Origin of the sequence: Pseudoalteromonas ardens (assembly GCF_030125445.1) — a bacterium.
Lineage (GTDB): Bacteria > Pseudomonadota > Gammaproteobacteria > Enterobacterales > Alteromonadaceae > Pseudoalteromonas > Pseudoalteromonas ardens.
Map to the genome: position 1 here is coordinate 553,136 of NZ_JASJUV010000002.1, position 19,463 is coordinate 572,598.

The window sequence follows — 19,463 nt, forward strand, 5'->3', positions numbered from 1 at the left end:
TTACCACTCTAACTCTCTGGGCTTTGCCCAGCTTTGCATTACTTCTGTGTCTGCCAGTTCAGCAAACCGTGCCCCGCCTTGCGGCAAAGCATAAAACGTCATTCTTTCATTATCCCACTCAAAACTTAAACAGTAGGCATGCAGATAGACCCTGTCGGCCTCACTCCCCCCATAGCTGACATCGCCCAGAATAGGTGCAGACAGGCTTTTTAACGCCACCCGCAACTGATGGGTTTTGCCACTGTATGGTTTGAGTAAACAAGCTCTCAGACCCGGGGCTATGCTGGCACTGTAAAAACGCGTGATGGCCGGGTTGTCCTGACTCGCTAATAACTTATAAGTCCCACGTCGCGACTTGGCCATATCGCCTTTGACCCAGCCTTGCTTCTTTTTAGGTTTGCTATCAATCAGGGCTAGATAGAACTTATCCACGGTCCGACTGGTAAACAGCTCAGTCAGCCGGGCTGCTGCATGACTGGAGCGAGCCAGTACCAGTAAGCCGGAAGTCACTTTATCGAGTCGGTGTACAGGGTATAGCGATTCTCCTAGCTGCTCAGCTAATAAAGCAACAAAACCGCTTTCCTGCTCACTGTGAAAGCTCACTCCCGCGGGCTTAAGCGCCACCACAAAGTCCGGGTGGCTGGCAATGACCTCAATGGGTGCCATTGAGATACTCGACTACACGCTTTAAATCTTCCGGTGTATCAACCCCGGCATAAACTGGACGGCAAGCCTTGGCAATTTTGATCCGATAACCGTGATACAGCACGCGTAACTGCTCCAGCGATTCCTGACCTTCGAGGGGAGAGACCGGTAAAGCCAGGTAGGTTTTAATGAAACCGGCACGATAGGCATAGATACCCACATGGCGTTGAAAATGTGCCAGAGGAACTTTGCTCTCATCCAGCGTCATCATGCTGTCGCGCTGAAATGGGATAGAAGCGCGTGAAAAATACAGTGCATTGTGGTGGGCATCCTGAACCACTTTGACCGCATTGGGATTCAACACTTCGTGAACATCTGTAACGTCCACACTGAGTGTGGCCATCGGAGCTTCCTGTGCATCATGCAGCAAAGTAGCGACCTGAGTGATATTTTCCGGCGCCAGTAAGGGCTCATCACCCTGAACATTAACCACTAACGTATCATCAGCCAGTCCAAGCTGTTCAACCACTTCTGCAAGGCGCTCAGTTCCCGATTGATGATCTTCTCGCGTCATTAATACGTTTTCAGTAAATGCTTGAGCGCGCTCAAACACCTGCACATTATCGGTCGCGATATAAACGGCTTTAGCACCAGATTTTTGGGCCTGCTCATAAACATGTTGGATCATAGGCTTACCACAAATGTCAGCCAGTGGTTTGCCCGGCAGGCGGGTTGAAGCGTAACGCGCCGGAATAACGACTATGAATTCCACTTTTCGACCTCTTCGAGCGATAATTCGCGCGCTTCATTTTCCAGCAGTACTGGAATGTCGTTTCTTACCGGATAAGCCAGTTTCGCAGCCGTGCTGATCAGCTCCTGATTGTCTTTGTCAAATCTCAGTTTTCCTTTGCAAACCGGACAGGCAATAATCTCGAGTAATTTAGTGTCAAAGGCCATGGTTGACTATCCCTTTTTGTTTTAATAACGAATTAAGTTGTTGTGTAAGTTCAGCACTTGGCTGTGCGTCTACTTTTAAATAATACCAATTTTCTTTACCGAATGACTGGCATTTTACTGCGTCTTTTTCGGTCATAAATACAGCAAGGTGTTCGCAGGTCGCAAAGTCTGACTCGCTGTAAGCGTGGTGGTCGGCAAAATGCAGTGTATCAAGGAGCTCAACACCATCTGAACGCAATGACTGTTCAAAGCGTTGTGGATTGCCAATAGCACTCACAGCAATGCCCTGCTCAGCTATTTGTTCAATTGCCTGATTATCGCGGACACTGAAATAGCCACTGCGTACCAGCTCATAACCAACCCCATCTGATTTGCCATTATAGACCACCAAGTCAGTGTGCTTCAGGCGGCTCGGCGCTTCACGTAACGGGCCAGCCGGTAACAACAGAGTGTTGCCAAAGCGGCGCTGCGCATCAACGATGCAAATCTCAATATCCCGGGCCAGCTGATAGTGCTGCAGGCCATCGTCACTGACGATAATATCCGGTTTATCTTCGCGCATCAGCAGTTCAATACTCGCCTGGCGATCGCCACCTATCATCACCGGGCAGCCTAATCGCTTGTATATCAATAAAGGCTCGTCACCTGCTTCTTTGGCGCTGCTGCTATCTGTCACTCGATATGGCAGGCTGGGGGGGTGTGCACCATAGCCACGGCTGATCACCGCGACTTTGAGACCCAAAGATTCAAGATATGGCACCAGCCACAAAACAAACGGCGTTTTGCCGTTGCCACCTATGCCGATATTGCCAACGATGATCACCGGCACGGCCGCTTTATAGACACCTTTAAGGCCCAGCTTAAACAGCACCCTGCGCAGTGAACTCAGCAACCAAAATACACCTGACAAAGGCAACAATAAGATATTTATCAGCCCTACAGGTTGATACCAGCTGCGCTCTAAGCGATTCATGCCTGCTCACCGTACTGCATCTGACACAAAGCAGCATAAATCCCCTTTTGCTCCAGCAATGCCTGATGCTTGCCTTGCTCGACAATACGCCCCTGATCGAGCACATAGATGCAGTCTGATTGCTCAATGGTCGACAAGCGATGTGCGATCACAATAGAGGTTTTATCTTTCATCAGGTTGTCGAGCGCTTGCTGAATTAACCGCTCTGACTCAGTATCCAATGCAGAAGTTGCTTCATCCAATATCAGAATGGGGGCATTTTTAACAATTGCACGGGCGATAGCGATGCGTTGACGCTGACCACCGGAAAGCATGACGCCGTTTTCACCCACCATAGTATTCAAACCCTCTGGCAAGTCTTTGACAAATTCCCAGACATGCGCCTGTTTAGCCACCTGCTCCAGCTCCTCCTGGGTATAGGGGCGCTCCAGTCCATACATGATGTTATTAGCGATGGTATCGTTAAACAACACCACCTGTTGTGACACCAGCGCGAACTGTTTACGCAGTGATGGCAAAGTGTAGTCTTGAAGTTTCACCCCATCGAGGGTTATCTCTCCTTCATCCCAGTCATAAAAACGTGGCAACAGGTTGGACAAAGTTGATTTGCCAGAGCCACTGCGCCCCACTAGCGCAATGCTCTGACCGGCCGGAATTTGCAAAGATAAGGATTTGATAACGGCTTCGTCTTTGCCCGGATAATGGAATGTCACACCAGAAACTGTCAGCTCGCCTTTCACACTATCCGCTGCGAGCTTGCCTGTATTCTTTTCCTGCTCTTTGTCCAGAATTTCAAAAATACTGGTGGCAGCGGCAATCCCCCGCTGTAAATCACTATTCACATTAGCCAGCTGCTTGAGCGGTCTGAGCATCATCATCATCGACGTTGTCAAAGACACAAAGGTACCCGACGAAATCGTGTCGATCATTTCTGGCATCGCGATAATAGCAAGGATCAACGCCATCGCGCTGGCTGCAATAATTTGGATCACAGACACGCTTAGCGCCCTGGTCGCATCCATCTTCACTCTCTGCTGGCGATTACGATTGTTGACATCAGCAAAGTGAGTTATCTCTTTGTCCTGGCCGCCGAAGCCATGGATCACTTTATGCCCCGCCAGCATTTGCTCAGAGCTGCGGGTCACCTCTCCCATGGCATCCTGAATATTCTTTGAGATCTTGCGAAAACGCTTAGAGACCAGGTTCACAATCACGCCAACAATGGGAATAACAACTAAGAATATCAAGGACAACTGCCAGCTGGCGTTGAACATCACCACCAGCAGGAACAGTACAAAGGCCCCTTCGCGGATCATAACCTGCAAAGCACGGGTTACGGCCTGTTGTACTTGTTCAGTATCGAACGTGATTTTCGAGATCATTTCGCCATTAGAGTGTTGATCATGAAAACTCACGGGTAAAAATAGCATATGCTCAAACAAGGACTGGCGGAGCTTTCTGACCACCTGAGAGCCCACATAGCTCAGACAGTATGATGCCATGTAATTGAAAATACCCCGTCCAATAACCAGTAGCACCACCACAATGGGTGCCATTTTTAACACTTCTGCGTTGCGCGCTGTCAGGCCATCATCGATAAAAGGCTGCATCAGCTGAACAAAGAGTGCGTCCATTGCGGCATAACCGAGCATGCCAATAATGGCAAACAAGGCGGGCACTTTAAAATCGAAGGTGTAACTCAGAAGCCGCTTGTAGATCTGCTTGGCGGATTGTTGCATAGTGTCTCTCTGGTACGTCATAACCCGCGTATTGTAGCGGTACTGATGGCAAAACTGAATGCATTATCTTAAGAACCAAAAACTTTTCCTGTCCCGGGCAGTTTCTACTTGAACGTCTGTCCCGGTTATTTTGAATCGGATCTGACCATCTTCGGCCGTATCCAGCATACGACTGCCGATTAACTGATAGCGCTCCACAACCTCCTGGTGCGGCAAACGCCATGGCGAGTAGTAGCCGCGCGAGAACACAACCCACCTAGGTGCAACGGCTGAGACAAACGCCATGCTGGACGACGTGTTACTGCCGTGATGCGGCGCAATCAGTATATCAGCGGGCATTTTTCCACCTTGTAACGCCAGCAATGCATGCTCAGCCAGCTGTTCAATGTCCCCTGGCAATAGCAGATTGGTATTGCCATCACTAACCCTGATCACACAGGAGTTATTATTGTCACTGTTCATCGGGGCTGCTGGCCAGAGCGACTCTATGGTTAATTTATCCATTGTCACCGTTTTTAAGGTGCACAGCGCCTTACCGTCCCCCTCGTGAAACTGCCAAAGCGAGCGGCCACCATCGTAGCGGTATAAATCTGCTAACCCACCGTTGTGGTCACTGTCATCATGGCTTATCACGGTATGCAGCAAGCGAATACGATGAGCCTCAAGATAGGGCTTAATTACATTATCAAACAATGAATATCGGGAAAAATAACTAGCACCCAGGTCAACCAAAATACCCTTGCCCTGCGTGGATACCAGTACCGCCGTGCCATGACCAACATCAAAGACATCCACTTGCCAGTCAGGAGAACGCTCAAGCACACTGAATATCACCCCGGCAGACAGCGGGATCCAGGCAAAGATCCGGGTCACGGCACACACACAAAGGAGCAATGCCAGATAGCCTAACGTCACCACCTCAATGCTCACGGCACCAATCTGCCACCAATGGTAAGGAAATGTGTTTACCCATTGGTAGACAGAGTTCAGCAGTGCATCAAATGGGCCCAACATCGCCTTGTCCATGGTCAGCACAGCAAGTGTGTGCAGCAGCAAAAGCGGAAAAATCACCACCGTCAGCAAGGGGATAACCAACAAATTAACTAAGATACTGCTCGCACTAAACCCATGATACGAATAGAGCGTGAGCGGCAATAATGTAACAAATAAAGCACATTGCAAATAACATAGAAGCTTAGCTTTGGACGTATGCTCTGACCCCTGCATCGCAGTTCGAAATACGAAAAAAATCGTCACAACGGCCAGGAATGAAAAATACAGGCCCAGATTAAGCACCGCAAACGGGTTGGCAACCAGGATCACAACCAACGCATACAACAAGACTCTTGCAGGGCTCAGTTGCCGGGCAAACAAAAAGCAACATGCTCCCAGCAAAGCCATTAACCAGGCACGCTGTGCAGACACCTGTAACCCACTTAGCCACACATACCCGCCACTGAGCCCCAGCGCGAAAACAAAATAACCCAGCTGATAGTTATGCCATTGGGATAGATGCGGCCAAAATAACCACAAGCCGAACTTACAAAGAGTAAAACTCAGCGCAAAGACAATGGCTACATGCAAACCAGAAATAGCCAGCAAGTGACTCAGGCCCAGAGACTTAAAATGATCTTTGTCCGCTTGCGCAATGGTACTTTTATCTCCCGTGAGCAACACATAATAGAACCAGCCAAAATGTAGCCCTTCGAACGCCTCTGCAACCCAGTCACGATATGCCGCTCGCCAGGTTTTTTGTTCACCAGCAGTCACTTCAGACACGGCTATCCGGCCTTTATAGAATATTTGGCTTCGAAAGGCATAAAGCTCAGCATCAAATACCGTAAAGTTTTTTCGACTACGAAATGGTTTAAGAATGGCGCTTCCTGACAGCACTGTCTCGTGTAACTCAGCAGGCAGTTCACCGCTCAATGAGGCATTGATCCGTATAGTACGATACCAAGGTACTTTATATTGTCCCAGTTGTTTCAGATCGAGCGTGACATAGGGTCGCGTACCTGAGCCTATCACTTTACTCACAACACCGACCACTGGGACCTCCTGCTCTAAGACTTTTTCAGCAACCGGTGGTGCATAAACCAGCCAATAGTGACAAATCGTCACAAAAATACCTAAAATAAAACCTGCCAAAACACTCGAAAAAGCCTTAAAATACCCGCAGAGAAAAAGGAGCACGCCTGAGCAGACAAACCACTGCCACTGACTCAGATAAAATACTGAGATCAGGCACCCGCTGATCAGGCCGCAGCAGATCAATATTGATGTAAATGGTTGCTTAACATGCCAAAGAAGACGATCCAAAGGTTTCTACCCGATCACAACAAGATCAAACAGCAAAAGTCGCTGAAAATATTCGGCAGTTTGTTACATGACGCAAACCTTTGGCATTTAAATCGCCGCTCGGCGCGGGGGGCCTTTTCCGTCGGCCTGTTCTTTGCTTTCATCCCTGTTCCTTTTCAAATGGTCCTTGCAGCCGCCCTGGCTATCCCTTTCAGAGTCAATTTACCACTTTCAATCGCGCTGGTGTGGATCACTAATCCACTGACTATGCCCCCTATTTTCTATGCATCTTATCAGGTTGGCGCATTCGCACTGGGCCAGGAAGAGCAACCGTTTCACTTTGAAGCCAGCTGGAACTGGCTGGTCGAGAGCCTCTCAACCATCGGGCCCGCATTTATGGTCGGCTCGCTGATCTGCGCCTGTATGGCCGCCATATTGGGCTTCTTTGTTATCGACTTTTTGTGGCGTCGCTCCGTGAATAAAGCCTGGGCTGAACGTAACCAACAATCCAGCTAACCACCCTCTTTATGGTTTAGCAGCCCACAGGCTGCTTTTCCAGCGACATATCATACAACTGCGCATAATTGAGTCGTCAATCCTGTCACGAGAACATCGCTTAGATTGGTTATGTATTCATGCCAATTGGTATCACTTATCGAAGTAACTCACAAAGCCTGCCAGGGCATTGGTCACAGCCACAGATGCCAGTATCAGCCCCATCACACGGCTTATTACACTTGCACCGGCATTACCAATTACTTTGTGAATACTGCTGGCGACTAACATCAACAGTAAAGTCAGCAAAATAACCGCTAACATCATGGCCACAGTTTGTACCTGCTCGAACAAATTAAATCGGGCATTTTCTGTTAGCAGTACACACGCCAGTATGGCACCAGGACTAGCTATGGATGGCACAGCAAGCGGAAAAATTGCGGTTTCATGGTGGTCGCGGACTAATTTCACTTCTTCGTCTGGTTTACTTTCACCGAAAATCATCGACAATGCGAACAAAAACAACACAATACCACCGGCTATCTGAAATGCTGGCAACGGTATCCCCATCGCTGTAAGCAAAAGCTCACCGGCAATCGCAAAAAAGACCAATAAAACAGCCGCGACTAAGCTGGCAATCATGGCTATCTTGCGTTTTGCCGCAGCATCGTAGCCACGAGTAACAGCAATGAAAACGGGCACAGTCCCAATGGGGTCGATAACCGCAAAAAAGAAAATAAACGTCGCAACAAAGTCAATCACACTATGTCCTTTATCAGTGGGCTGAATAGCCAATCATTTGATATTTTAGCTCCAGGTTAGCTAAGGAGTGCAGAAATTGCCGATATTTATCAAAAATCAACGAGAAGTTATTGAGAAAATGAAGTGCGGATTGGCAGTACTACCATAAACTAAAAAGCGGCAGGTATGCGTGGCCTGCCGCTTGATTCAACACACTTTCTTCTTTCGAAGATAAAGGAACATAAGTATGCGAATTCTTTTGTATTGGTTTTAGGGTAAAAACAAAAACAAACCGATACTTAAGTATTAATTTATCAGAGTCTGATCCCGCCGTCAATTTCTACTACACGACCAGTGAAAAAGTCATTCTCGATGATGTATTTTGCTGTATGGGCTATCTCGCCCGCTTCACCCAGACGACCAACGGGTTTCATCTTCAGCAGTCGCTCTTTGGCTTCTGGTTTCATTGCGTCCGTCATCTGCGTGCGGATCACACCGGGTGCGATTGCACCGACACGAATACCATAACGACCTAGTTCTTTGGCCCAGGACGTTGTCATCGCAACAACACCCGCTTTAGCGGCTGAGTAGTTGGTCTGTCCCATGTTACCTGCTCGTGCCACACTCGACATATTGATGATAACGCCCCCTTCCTGGCCTTCTACCATCTTAGTTGCCGCTTCACGACCACACAGGAAAACCCCGGTTAAGTTAACATCAAGCACAGACTGGAACTGTTGCAGTGACATCTTATCAGTCACTTCGCCGTCTTTGGCTTTTAATAGCAGGCCATCACGCAAAATGCCTGCATTGTTAACCAGCACGGAAATCTTACCCAGATCTGCGACTATGTCGTTAAACACTTGCTCAACGTCACTTTCCAGGCTGACATTAGCCACATACGTTTTTACTTCAACATCCAGTGCTCTAAGTTCTGTGGCTGCTTCTTGCAGCTGCTCTTCCTGCATGTCAATCAGTGCCAGTTTGGCACCCATTTTGGCAAGTTCCGTTGCCATCGCAAAGCCAAGGCCTTGCGCACCACCGGTGATCACCACCGCTTTATTCTTTATATCCATGATATTTCAACCCTGCTTCTGTTACTGCTTTTGTGAATAGAGTTTAAAAATAGCACTAAAATCTTCACTGCCACTGCCCTGATTCTGCATCAGGTTGTAGAGATTTTTTGCCAGTGCCCCCATCGGCGTAGCCGAGTTTGTTTGCTGTGCCGCCTGCATCGCCAGTCCCAGGTCTTTGGCCATCAAATCAACCATAAACCCAGGTTTATACCCATTTGACGAAGGCACATTCTCTAATACGTCCGGACATGGGTTATATAACTCCAGTGTCCAGTTGCGACCCGAGCTGTTGAGCATAATCTCACTCAATACTTTTGGATCAAGGCCGTGGTCAACGCCCATTTGCAGTGCCTCACTGGTGCCTGCCATGAGTATTGATAGCAGCATATTATTACAGATCTTAGCGACCTGACCGGCTCCCACTGCACCGGCATGGAAAATATTCTTCCCCATGTCGTTAAGTACGGTTTGCGCTTTATTGAAGTCATCGTCATTACCGCCAACGATAAAGGTCAATGTACCCGCAGCAGCACCAGCGACACCACCTGAAACAGGTGCATCAACAAACGCAATGCCGGCGTCGGTCAGAGCGCTGCCAACAAACTGCGCTGATTCTGCATCTATGGTTGAGCAGTCGATTACCAGCGTCGACTTTTCAAGATAGTTGATTAAGCCATCTTCGCCAGTATAAATCATCCGCACATGCTTGCTGGCAGGTAACATACTCACGACAAAATCGGCCCCAGAGCATACATCAGAGACTTTGTCTGCCGCCACAGCGCCCAGCGATACAAGATGTGCCACCGCTTCAGCACTGAGATCAAACACAGTGACCTGGTGCCCGGCTTTCACCAAATTGGCGGCCATTGGGCCACCCATATTTCCTAAACCAATAAATCCAATCTTTGCCATAGTTTATTCCTTACAGATCAGCCAGGGGATGCGTGCTCTCTTCCCAGCGTGGTGCAAAAAAGCTATCTATCACTTTGCTGTCTACGTCAGCAATGGTCTTGAACTGCCATTGTGGTTGTCCGTCTTTGTCAATCAACAGCGCACGCACACCTTCACGGAACTCGCCCACTTCACCGCAACGCACCGACATTGCCAGCTCGCGTTGAAAACAATCTTTGAGTGACAACCCTTCAGCACGATTTAGTTGTGCCTGGATTAACACGGCACTGAGTGGAGAGCCATGTTTTAGCGCTTTTTGCGCCTTGCTCAGCCATTTATTCTCTGCGCTGTCGAGGGACAGAATGTGCTCAACCTGGGCCTCCAGCGTGTCTAGCTCAGCCAATTTAGCAAAAGACTCAGCCAGCGGCTTGATTTCGCTGCGCGGCGGAATGTGCGACGCTTCATCAAGAGAAATAAGTAGCTGAGTCAATTTCTCATGATTGAGTACGTTGGTCTTACCCCAGTTGACTTCACTGAGGTTGTGCAGCAGCATATCCAACCGCTCACCATCCATATAATGATCGGCCAGACCAACAAATTTTGCATCAGTGGCATTGATAGAGGCGCCTGTCAGGCCCAGGAATAAGCCCACACCGGCCGGCATTTTATTGAGGAAATAGCTGCCACCCACATCCGGATATAAACCAATGGTGATCTCCGGCATGGCGATACGTGATGATTCAGTCACCACACGATGACTGGCTCCGGCCATCAGGCCCAGGCCACCGCCCATGATAATGCCATTACCCCACAGCAGGATCGGTTTATCATAATTATGGATGTGATAATCGAGACGATATTCCTCAGCAAAGAAGACTTCCAGATGATTATTACCATCTTCTGCTGCCATTGCATTGTAGAGGCTAACCACATCACCACCGGCACAGAACGCTTTCTCTCCCGCGCCTTTGAGCAATACCATAGCTACCTGCTCGTCTTCAGCCCACACTTTGAGCTGGGGTTCGAGTAGGCGGATCATTTCCAGGTTAAGTGCGTTGAGTGCTTTTGGCGCATTAAGGGTGACAACTGCCACCTTCATGCCGTTATTACAGTGCGCCAACTCAAATACCACAGGGGCATCTGCCTGGTTCAGTAACTGTAATTCAACCATTAGCCATTCACCCAGTTTGCTTTACGTTTTTCCAAGAAAGCATTTACGCCCTCTTTCTGATCTTGTGTGTCGAACAAAGTCACAAACAGTTCGCGCTCAAGCGGCAATGCACTGTTGATGGTGCCTGTACGACCTTTTTGGATCAGTGCTTTACAGGCGGTAACCGCCACTGGGCTTTGATCTTCAACTTTGTTAGCCAGCTCAAGTGCAGCTTCAAGCGCTTTGCCCTGCTCCACCACTTCTTCAACCAGTCCAATCTCCCGCGCTTTATCCGCTTTGAGGCGCTCGCCACACAGAATCATGCGCTTAGCCCAGCCTTCGCCTACCAGCCAGGACAGGTTTTGCGTACCACCGGCACAAGGCAGTAAGCCCACTTTGGCTTCTGGCAGAGCCATTTGAGCCTGCGCTTCTGCAATACGAATGTCACAGGCCAGCGCGACTTCCAGGCCACCACCCATGGCAAAACCGTTAATGGCGGCGATAGACACACCACGGAAGTCACTCAGTGTTTCAAATGCTTCGCCAAATACGCGAGACATGTCGGCCGCAACCCCTTTGTCCCCATCGGCGAACACATTCAGATCGGCACCGGCTGAAAAGAACTTTTCACCTTCCCCGGTGATCACCAATGAGTAGATGTTTTTATCGGCATTAAGCTCGTTCACCAGCTCTTTGAGGCCTACCAAAGTGTCGCGAGTCCAGGTGTTAGCCGGTGGGTTAGACATAGTAACTATCGCGATGTGACCTTGTTTTTCGAGTTTCAATTGTGCTGACATAATGATGCTCCTTTACAATACGCTTGCTGCGCCTTCGGCTAAAATTCGGCGTGCAATGATCACCCGCATGATCTCATTGGTGCCTTCCAGGATTTGATGAACGCGTACATCACGCAGGTGGCGCTCAAGTGGGTATTCTTTGATGTAGCCATAACCACCATGAATTTGTAATGCGTCATCACAAACCTTAGTGCCAACATCGGTCGCAAAGCGTTTAGCCATGGCACAATAAGTGGTTTTTTCACTGTCGTTGCTGTCTAGTTTAAAGGCCGCCAGGCGTACCATCTGACGCGCAGCAACCAGTTCTGTGTTCATGTCAGCAATCTTAAATTGAAGTGCCTGGAAAGCCGCCAGTGGCTTACCAAACTGCTGACGCTCCTGCATATATTCTTTTGCTGTATTTAACGCCTGTTGCGCAGTGCCAATTGAACAGGTGGCAATATTGATACGTCCACCGTCCAAGCCTTGCATGGCAAATTTAAACCCTTCCCCTTCTTTGCCCATCAGGTTAGCAGCAGGAATACGCACATCTTCAAATGTGACCAGACGGGTCGGCTGAGCGTTCCAGCCCATTTTTTCTTCAGCTTTACCATAGATGACACCCTCAGCATCTGCCGGAACAACAAAGGCTGAAATGCCTTTCGGACCGTCTTCACCCGTTCGGGCCATTACGACCAGTACATCGGTCTCACCCGCACCGGAGATGAACATCTTTGAGCCGTTAAGAACATACTCATCGCCTTCCAGTACAGCTTTCGTTTTCAAAGACGCCGCATCAGAGCCCGAGCCAGGTTCAGTCAGGCAGTAAGAAGCCAGTAGCTCCCCCATCACCAACTGGTCCATGTATTGCTCTTTTATCGCATCGGTTGCGAAGCTGGCGATCATCCAGGTCGCCATGTTGTGTATAGTCAGCATCGCCGTGGTTGCCGTACAGCCCATCGACAATTGCTCAAAAATAATGCTTGAATCTAGACGCGACAGACCCAGACCACCCGCGTCTTCCGGTGTGTATAAGCCGCAAAAACCCAGCTCACCGGCTTTTTTAATGACGTCTTTAGGGAAAATGTGTTTCTGATCCCATTCAGCTGCATGGGGCGCCAGTTCACTCATGGCGAACTGATGTGCGGTTTCGGCGAATGCCTGTTGATCTTCGTTGAGATTAAAGTCCATAAAAGACCTCACTTGTTGTCATGTCGGGCGAAGTGACGATTCTGCCCGGCGTTATTCTTATGTACCTGAGTCTCAGGTATTACTACGAAAGGCCCGGGCAAAAGCCGGGCCTGAAAGGGTAACTGATTGGTGTTATCGCAGGTTAATGCTCATGTTAGGGCCTGTTACGGCCTCATCAGCAAACCAGCGCGATGTGATGGTCTTGGTTTCGGTGTAGAAACGTACACCCTGCTTACCATACGTGTGCTGATCACCATAGAAAGAGTTTTTCCAACCGGTGAATGAGAAGAATGGTAATGGCACAGGAATTGGAATATTAATGCCTACCTGACCGACTTCGATTTCATGCTGGAACTTACGTGCCGCTGCACCACTGGCAGTGAACAAGGAAGTGCCGTTACCATATGGGCTGTTGTTCACCAGCGTAATGGCTTCTTCCAGCGTATCTACACAGACGCAGTTTAGTACCGGACCAAAAATCTCTTGCTTGTAGATATCCATCTCTGGTGTCACGTCTGTGAACAATGTTGGACCAACCCAGTTGCCATTTTCGTAGCCTTCAACCGTAAAGTCTGAACCATCCAGCAAACACGTTGCGCCTTGTTGTTTACCACTTTCGATCAGTGACAAAATACGTGCCTTGGCCTGAGCCGAGGTTTGCGGGCCATAAGCCGCTTCTGGGTCGTTCCACACACCCGGACGTACTTTTTCAAGGCCGGCTTTTAAGTCGTCGATCCACTCTTTGGACTTGCCAACAAAGACCGCAACGGAGATACCCATACAACGCTGACCCGCTGCACCGACAGATGCACCCACCAGGTTGTTAATGGTTTGCTCGCGACTGGCATCTGGCATGATCACCATATGGTTTTTCGCGCCTACACAGGCCTGAACACGTTTCAGGTTCTCAGTGCCTTTACTGTAGATATATGACCCTACACCGCATGAGCCAACAAAAGAAATTGCGCGTACTTCAGGCGCTGTCAGGATTTGGTCAACCTGCTCTTTTGCACCGTGTACAACTTGCAGAACCCCTTTTGGTGCGCCTGCTTCTTCGAACAGCTCTACCAGACGCATTGGCGTCAGAGGGTCTTGCTCAGAGGGTTTTAATACGAATGTGTTACCACACACAATCGCCATTGGGAACATCCACAATGGGATCATCGCCGGGAAGTTGAACGGTGTAATACCCGCACACACACCCAGCGGTTGAATATAAGAATACGTATCGATGTTACGGGCAACGTTCTCAACCGTTTCGCCCATCATCAGCGCCGGTGCATTTGCTGCCTGCTCAACGACTTCAATACCACGCCATACATCGCCCTTGGCATCTTCAAAGGTCTTACCAAGTTCATGGCAGATAATGGTCGCAATTTCTTCCTGGTGCTCTTTTAGCAATGCAGCATAACGCATCATAATGCGCGCACGCTCCGTTACTGGCACATTACGCCAGGTCTTGAATGCCTCTTGTGCTGACGTGATAGCAGCCTGTACTTCATCGTGCGTCGCACATGGCACCTGCGCCAAAACTTCCTGATTCGCCGGATTGACGACATCTAACCACTTGTCAGACTGAGACTGGGTAAATTCACCGTTGATGTATAATGGTACCTGGTGCATGTGCACTCCTCCCCAAATAAAACGAAAAAGCGCCGCTTAATTATTGTCGTTGCGGCGCTATACTTAACTTAAACTTCGACGGCTAACGCCACCGCTTCACCACCACCGATACACAGTGAGGCAATCCCTTTTGATAACCCACGATTGCGTAACGCATGAATGAGTGTTACCAGGATACGTGCACCGCTGGCTCCGATTGGGTGACCCAATGCACAGGCACCACCGTTCACGTTCACTTTACTTTGATCAAGGCCTAACTCGCTGATTGCCAGCATAGTCACCATGGCAAATGCTTCGTTGATTTCCCACAGGTCCACGTCATCTTTAGACCAGCCAGTTTGTTCAAGCAGTTTATTCATTGCACCTACTGGTGCGACTGTGAACTCGGCAGGTGCCTGAGAGTGAGTCGTGTGACCTGCAATTTTACACAGCGGTGTTAAACCGTGACGTTTAGCTTCTGATTCACTCATCAGTACGAGTGCTGCCGCACCGTCTGAAATAGAAGAAGAGTTTGCTGCGGTGATAGTGCCGTCTTTTTTGAATGCCGGGCGCAGTGACGGGATCTTGTCCGGACGTGCGTTACCTGGCTGCTCATCAATGGCCACTTCAACATCACCTTTGCGAGTCGAAATCACATGGGCAGCAACTTCATTGTCGAAGCTGCCATTTTCGATGGCTGCATTGGCTTTGCTCAAAGAGCTCAACGCAAATTCATCCATATTGTCACGCGTAATGCCGTACTCATCAGCCGTATCTTGTGCGAAGCAACCCATTGCTTTATTGTCGTAGGCATCTTCAAGGCCATCCGCCATCATGTGATCTTTGATTTCACCATGACCCATACGCATACCACCGCGCGCTTTAGGAATAAAGTAAGGGGCATTGGTCATGCTCTCCATACCACCTGCGATGGCGTTGTTGATGCTGCCTGCTTTAATTAAATCGTGCGCGAACATGGCTGCTTTAAGGCCTGAACCACATACTTTATTAATTGTGGTTGCGCCTGTTGAGCGAGCCAGACCCGCATGTAACATAGCCTGACGTGCAGGTGCCTGACCTAATCCAGCCGGCAGCACACAGCCCATAATGACTTCATCAATGCTGGCATCTGACAAACCAGTCTCAGCCATAACCGCTTTAATTGCGGTTGCACCTAAATCAGTAGCGCTGGCACCTGAAAGGCTACCCATAAATCCACCCATAGGGGTACGTTTTGCGGCGACAATGACAACAGCTTCGTTACTCATTAAAAAAACTCCTGTTTACAAGCAAGTTGCTTGCTTTTAGTAATCTCTTACGTCGAGCATACCTAATATTTACGTTTACGCCAACGTAAATCTAAAATCAAGCAAATTGCGATCTCTGAAAGTGTAAAGTTAAGTTGCACATCGAGGTTGCCACTGGTGTGGGATCGATGTGTCGTCCTCCTCGCCAGTCAGTCCTGAACCAAGCGACTATACTGCATTGTGACGTACCATCTGGAGTGCCTCAGCGGGTCTTCTGCAAGCTAAACGAATACCTAAAGTAGACCAGTATGAGCAGCTTCGATATGCGACTATCGGATGAAACAAACACCATACTTTACCTTTACGTAAACTTCACTTATATTGGATAAATCAGTTTTGATGTAAGTGCGTAAACGATGCAAGACAACCAAGAACCAACATATTCAATCAGCGAACTCGCCAAGGAGTTTGATATTACCACCCGAAGTATTCGGTTTTATGAAGATCAGGGATTACTTTCACCTGATCGTCACGGCCAGACCCGCATCTATTCAAAGCGTGACAAAGTCCGCCTCAAACTGATCCTGCGAGGCAAGCGTTTAGGCTTTACTCTGGCAGAAACCGGCCGCTTGTTTGAGCTCTACGACGCTGACAAATCAAGCGCCAAACAGCTTCATACTATGCTGCAACTGATCGAAGAAAAAAAGGCCGATCTGAGTCAGCAGATGGACGACATTAAAGTTGTCCTGATGGAGCTGGTGACAGCGGAACGCCGCTGCCTGGATACTTTAAAGAATTTAGACGAATAGTGATTGAGCAATGTAGCACTTAATGCAAGCCGCGGCGAGTGCTTAATCAAGAATAACTCTCACACAGGATAACTACAGATGAGCACAGTATCACTTTATAAAGAACTTAACTTTGGCCTGGGCGAAACGGCGGACATGATCCGTGACCACGTTAACAGCTTCGCCAGCAGTGAAATTGCCCCACTGGCAGAAAAAACCGACGAAGAAAATGCGTTCCCCAATGAAATGTGGCCAAAGTTTGGTGACATGGGCCTGTTAGGCATCACAGTACCGGAAGAATTTGGTGGTGCAAACATGGGCTATCTGGAACACGTTATCGCGATGGAAGAGATCAGCCGCGCCAGCGCCTCAATCGGATTAAGCTATGGCGCCCATTCAAACTTGTGCGTCAACCAAATTAATCGCAATGGTAATCAGGCACAAAAAGAAAAGTACCTGCCTAAACTTATCTCAGGTGAGCACATAGGTGCACTGGCGATGAGTGAGCCTAACTCCGGCTCAGATGTGGTATCCATGAAACTCAAAGCCGAGAAAAAAGGCGATAAGTTCATCCTGAACGGTAATAAAATGTGGATCACCAATGGTCCGGACGCCGATGTATTTGTCATCTACGCAAAAACAGACTTAGAAGCGGGCCCGCGTGGTATCACCGCGTTTATCGTTGAACGAGACTTCCCGGGTTTCTCTACCGCACAAAAACTCGACAAACTGGGCATGCGTGGTTCTAACACCTGTGAACTGGTATTCGAAGACTGTGAAGTGCCAGAAGAGAACATACTCGGCAACTATAATGAAGGCGTTAAGGTCCTGATGAGCGGTCTGGACTATGAGCGTGTCGTACTGGCAGGTGGCCCTTTGGGGATCATGCAGGCGTGTATGGATGTGGTTGTGCCTTATATTCATGAGCGCAAGCAATTCAACCAGTCTATCGGTGAGTTCCAGCTTATACAGGGCAAAATCGCTGACATGTACACACAAATGAATGCGGCTCGCTCATACGTATACACCGTTGCCAAAGCCTGCGACCGCGGCGAAACAACCCGTAAAGATGCAGCTGGCGTTATCCTGTATGCCGCAGAGCTGGCAACCAAAATGGCACTTGATGCAATCCAGTTACTTGGCGGCAACGGCTACATCAACGAATATCCGACCGGACGTTTACTGCGTGATGCCAAACTATATGAAATTGGTGCCGGTACCTCTGAGATCCGCCGTATGCTGATCGGTCGTGAGCTGTTCACCGAAAGCCGCTAAGGAGGCAGCATGACAGTACTAAACTCGAATGTTAATAGTCATGACCCGCAGTTTAAGGCAAACCAGGACGCCATGGCGTCTCTGGTTGCCGATCTCAATGATAAGGTTGCAACGTTATCAATGGGCGGCGGCGAAGCCCTGATCGCCCGTCATCAGAGTCGCGGTAAACTCTTTGTTCGTGACAGAATCGAGCACTTGCTCGATGAAGGTTCTCCCTTTCTAGAAATCTCTCAGTTCGCAGCCTACGGTGTATATGAACAAGATATCCCTTGTGCTGGCGTGGTTGCAGGCATAGGCCGGGTGAAAGGCATTGAGTGCATGATTGTCGCAAACGATGCGACAGTCAAAGGCGGCACTTATTTCCCACTCACAGTAAAAAAGCACCTTCGCGCACAAGAAATTGCGGAACGTTGTCACCTGCCCTGTATCTATTTAGTAGATTCGGGCGGGGCGAACCTGCCAGAGCAGGATGAAGTGTTCCCGGACAAGCTGCATTTTGGCCGTATTTTTTATAACCAGGCGCGTATGTCAGCGAAGGGCATTCCGCAGATCGCCGTCGTCATGGGCTTGTGTACCGCCGGTGGTGCGTACGTGCCCGCCATGGCCGATGAGAGTATCATAGTCAAAGAGCAAGGGACGATTTTCCTCGCGGGTCCCCCGTTGGTGAAGGCAGCAACCGGTGAGGAAGTGAGTGCAGAAGACCTGGGTGGTGCCGATGTGCACTGTAAAGTATCTGGCGTTGCTGACCATTACGCGGAAAATGACGAGCATGCCTTATCTATTGCGCGTCAATGTGTATCTCGTCTTAATCACCAACGCCCTGTCCGCCCCGTGTTAAAAGATTTTAAAGCACCAAGATACGACATTGGTGAGATCTACGGCATCGTTGGCACCGATTTAAAGAAACCGTTTGACGTACGTGAAGTGATTGCCCGTATTGTTGATGACTCACAATTTGATGAATTTAAACGGTACTTTGGTGAAACCTTGGTCACCGGCTTTGCCGAAATTTATGGTCACCCGGTTGGTATCGTCGCCAACAACGGCATTTTGTTCTCTGAGTCTGCACAAAAAGGCGCGCACTTTATACAACTTTGTGCGCAGCGCAATATTCCGCTGTTATTCTTGCAAAACATCACCGGCTTTATGGTCGGTCAGAAGTATGAAGCCGAAGGTATCGCCAAACACGGTGCTAAGATGGTGACCGCTGTCTCTTGTGCAGACGTACCAAAGTTTACCGTTCTGATCGGTGGCTCGTATGGTGCGGGTAACTACGGCATGTGTGGTCGCGCTTATGAACCCACGATGATGTGGATGTGGCCAAACGCGCGCATCTCGGTCATGGGTGGTGAGCAGGCCGCGGGCGTACTGACTCAGGTCCGTCAGGATGGGTTGGCACGCAAAGGCCAGTCAATGAGCGACGAAGAAGTCGCCGAGTTCAAAAAACCCATCGTTGAGCAATACGAAAAACAAGGTCACCCCTACTACGCCAGCGCGCGCTTGTGGGATGACGGCATCATAGATCCTGCTGATACACGCACTGTACTTGGTCTGGCACTTGAAGCGGCCGCCAACGCACCTGAGCAGGATTCAAAATTCGGCATTTTCCGGATGTAAGG

At 49.1% G+C, this 19,463-nt stretch carries 18 protein-coding genes; 4 read left to right on the forward strand and 14 right to left on the reverse strand.

The annotated features are described in order from the left end of the window. From QNM19_RS07430 to QNM19_RS07455, 6 genes are all read right to left on the reverse strand, one after another. Positions 1–666 (reverse strand): TIGR01621 family pseudouridine synthase, encoded by a 666-nt coding sequence (locus QNM19_RS07430; RefSeq protein WP_049866168.1) that lies wholly within the window; start codon positions 664–666, stop codon positions 1–3. Next, positions 653–1,417: a 3-deoxy-manno-octulosonate cytidylyltransferase gene (gene kdsB, locus QNM19_RS07435; RefSeq protein ID WP_284026540.1), complete on the reverse strand. Its 765-nt coding sequence runs from the start codon at positions 1,415–1,417 to the stop codon at positions 653–655. The genes QNM19_RS07430 and kdsB overlap by 14 nt, the downstream gene beginning before the upstream one ends. Further along, on the reverse strand, positions 1,405–1,602 hold the full coding sequence (locus QNM19_RS07440; RefSeq protein WP_010381495.1) for a Trm112 family protein: 198 nt from the start codon (positions 1,600–1,602) through the stop codon (positions 1,405–1,407). Before QNM19_RS07440 ends, kdsB begins: the two co-directional genes overlap by 13 nt. Then, positions 1,592–2,575, reverse strand: a complete 984-nt coding sequence (lpxK, locus tag QNM19_RS07445) for a tetraacyldisaccharide 4'-kinase (RefSeq protein ID WP_049866169.1) — start codon at positions 2,573–2,575, stop codon at positions 1,592–1,594. The genes QNM19_RS07440 and lpxK overlap by 11 nt, the downstream gene beginning before the upstream one ends. Next, a complete protein-coding gene (gene msbA / locus QNM19_RS07450; RefSeq protein WP_284026541.1) occupies positions 2,572–4,314 on the reverse strand; it encodes a lipid A export permease/ATP-binding protein MsbA in 1,743 nt (580 codons plus the stop codon). The genes lpxK and msbA overlap by 4 nt, the downstream gene beginning before the upstream one ends. Before the next feature lie 63 nt (positions 4,315–4,377). Beyond that, positions 4,378–6,435, reverse strand: coding sequence for a DNA internalization-related competence protein ComEC/Rec2 (locus QNM19_RS07455; protein ID WP_284026542.1), 2,058 nt, complete (start codon positions 6,433–6,435; stop codon positions 4,378–4,380). A gap of 177 nt (positions 6,436–6,612) precedes the next feature. Between QNM19_RS07455 and QNM19_RS07460 the strand changes: the two genes are divergently transcribed. Further along, positions 6,613–7,128: a DUF2062 domain-containing protein gene (locus QNM19_RS07460; RefSeq protein WP_049866074.1), complete on the forward strand. Its 516-nt coding sequence runs from the start codon at positions 6,613–6,615 to the stop codon at positions 7,126–7,128. Between the two features lie 132 nt (positions 7,129–7,260). Here QNM19_RS07460 and QNM19_RS07465 read toward each other — a convergent pair whose 3' ends face one another. From QNM19_RS07465 to QNM19_RS07500, 8 genes are all read right to left on the reverse strand, one after another. After that, positions 7,261–7,869 carry a MarC family protein gene (locus QNM19_RS07465; protein WP_010381499.1) on the reverse strand — a complete coding sequence of 203 codons (609 nt, stop codon included), beginning with the start codon at positions 7,867–7,869 and terminating at the stop codon, positions 7,261–7,263. Positions 7,870–8,162: 293 nt separating this feature from the next. After that, positions 8,163–8,924: an SDR family oxidoreductase gene (locus QNM19_RS07470; RefSeq protein WP_049866073.1), complete on the reverse strand. Its 762-nt coding sequence runs from the start codon at positions 8,922–8,924 to the stop codon at positions 8,163–8,165. A gap of 21 nt (positions 8,925–8,945) precedes the next feature. After that, a complete protein-coding gene (gene mmsB / locus QNM19_RS07475; protein ID WP_049866072.1) occupies positions 8,946–9,836 on the reverse strand; it encodes a 3-hydroxyisobutyrate dehydrogenase in 891 nt (296 codons plus the stop codon). A gap of 10 nt (positions 9,837–9,846) precedes the next feature. Further along, positions 9,847–10,986: an enoyl-CoA hydratase/isomerase family protein gene (locus QNM19_RS07480; RefSeq protein WP_049866071.1), complete on the reverse strand. Its 1,140-nt coding sequence runs from the start codon at positions 10,984–10,986 to the stop codon at positions 9,847–9,849. Further along, positions 10,986–11,762: an enoyl-CoA hydratase gene (locus tag QNM19_RS07485; RefSeq protein WP_049866070.1), complete on the reverse strand. Its 777-nt coding sequence runs from the start codon at positions 11,760–11,762 to the stop codon at positions 10,986–10,988. The genes QNM19_RS07480 and QNM19_RS07485 overlap by 1 nt, the downstream gene beginning before the upstream one ends. A gap of 12 nt (positions 11,763–11,774) precedes the next feature. Then, on the reverse strand, positions 11,775–12,932 hold the full coding sequence (locus QNM19_RS07490) for an acyl-CoA dehydrogenase family protein (RefSeq protein ID WP_284026543.1): 1,158 nt from the start codon (positions 12,930–12,932) through the stop codon (positions 11,775–11,777). 132 nt (positions 12,933–13,064) lie between these two features. Continuing rightward, positions 13,065–14,555 carry a CoA-acylating methylmalonate-semialdehyde dehydrogenase gene (locus QNM19_RS07495; protein WP_049866069.1) on the reverse strand — a complete coding sequence of 497 codons (1,491 nt, stop codon included), beginning with the start codon at positions 14,553–14,555 and terminating at the stop codon, positions 13,065–13,067. A 68-nt stretch (positions 14,556–14,623) separates the two neighbouring features. Further along, positions 14,624–15,802, reverse strand: a complete 1,179-nt coding sequence (locus tag QNM19_RS07500; protein ID WP_010381507.1) for an acetyl-CoA C-acyltransferase — start codon at positions 15,800–15,802, stop codon at positions 14,624–14,626. 395 nt (positions 15,803–16,197) lie between these two features. Between QNM19_RS07500 and QNM19_RS07505 the strand changes: the two genes are divergently transcribed. From QNM19_RS07505 to QNM19_RS07515, 3 genes are all read left to right on the forward strand, one after another. Continuing rightward, entirely contained in the window at positions 16,198–16,590 is a 393-nt protein-coding gene (locus QNM19_RS07505) for a MerR family transcriptional regulator (RefSeq protein ID WP_010381509.1), read from the forward strand. Between the two features lie 78 nt (positions 16,591–16,668). Next, positions 16,669–17,844 (forward strand): isovaleryl-CoA dehydrogenase, encoded by a 1,176-nt coding sequence (locus tag QNM19_RS07510; RefSeq protein WP_284026544.1) that lies wholly within the window; start codon positions 16,669–16,671, stop codon positions 17,842–17,844. 9 nt (positions 17,845–17,853) lie between these two features. Then, the gene (locus QNM19_RS07515) at positions 17,854–19,461 is read left to right on the forward strand and encodes a carboxyl transferase domain-containing protein (RefSeq protein ID WP_010381513.1); all 1,608 of its coding nucleotides are present in this window, start codon (positions 17,854–17,856) and stop codon (positions 19,459–19,461) included. Positions 19,462–19,463 lie beyond the last annotated feature (2 nt).

Bases quoted from the DNA above. Each gene is read 5' to 3' on its own strand.
- QNM19_RS07505 (WP_010381509.1), top strand. From the start codon at position 16,198: ATGCAAGACAACCAAGAACCAACATATTCAATCAGCGAACTCGCCAAG.
- QNM19_RS07470 (WP_049866073.1), bottom strand. From the start codon at position 8,924: ATGGATATAAAGAATAAAGCGGTGGTGATCACCGGTGGTGCGCAAGGC.
- lpxK (WP_049866169.1), bottom strand. From the start codon at position 2,575: ATGAATCGCTTAGAGCGCAGCTGGTATCAACCTGTAGGGCTGATAAAT.
- QNM19_RS07510 (WP_284026544.1), top strand. From the start codon at position 16,669: ATGAGCACAGTATCACTTTATAAAGAACTTAACTTTGGCCTGGGCGAA.
- QNM19_RS07500 (WP_010381507.1), bottom strand. From the start codon at position 15,802: ATGAGTAACGAAGCTGTTGTCATTGTCGCCGCAAAACGTACCCCTATG.
- QNM19_RS07495 (WP_049866069.1), bottom strand. From the start codon at position 14,555: ATGCACCAGGTACCATTATACATCAACGGTGAATTTACCCAGTCTCAG.
- QNM19_RS07485 (WP_049866070.1), bottom strand. From the start codon at position 11,762: ATGTCAGCACAATTGAAACTCGAAAAACAAGGTCACATCGCGATAGTT.
- QNM19_RS07430 (WP_049866168.1), bottom strand. From the start codon at position 666: ATGGCACCCATTGAGGTCATTGCCAGCCACCCGGACTTTGTGGTGGCG.
- QNM19_RS07460 (WP_049866074.1), top strand. From the start codon at position 6,613: ATGCCAAAGAAGACGATCCAAAGGTTTCTACCCGATCACAACAAGATC.
- msbA (WP_284026541.1), bottom strand. From the start codon at position 4,314: ATGCAACAATCCGCCAAGCAGATCTACAAGCGGCTTCTGAGTTACACC.
- QNM19_RS07490 (WP_284026543.1), bottom strand. From the start codon at position 12,932: ATGGACTTTAATCTCAACGAAGATCAACAGGCATTCGCCGAAACCGCA.
- mmsB (WP_049866072.1), bottom strand. From the start codon at position 9,836: ATGGCAAAGATTGGATTTATTGGTTTAGGAAATATGGGTGGCCCAATG.
- QNM19_RS07480 (WP_049866071.1), bottom strand. From the start codon at position 10,986: ATGGTTGAATTACAGTTACTGAACCAGGCAGATGCCCCTGTGGTATTT.
- QNM19_RS07515 (WP_010381513.1), top strand. From the start codon at position 17,854: ATGACAGTACTAAACTCGAATGTTAATAGTCATGACCCGCAGTTTAAG.
- QNM19_RS07440 (WP_010381495.1), bottom strand. From the start codon at position 1,602: ATGGCCTTTGACACTAAATTACTCGAGATTATTGCCTGTCCGGTTTGC.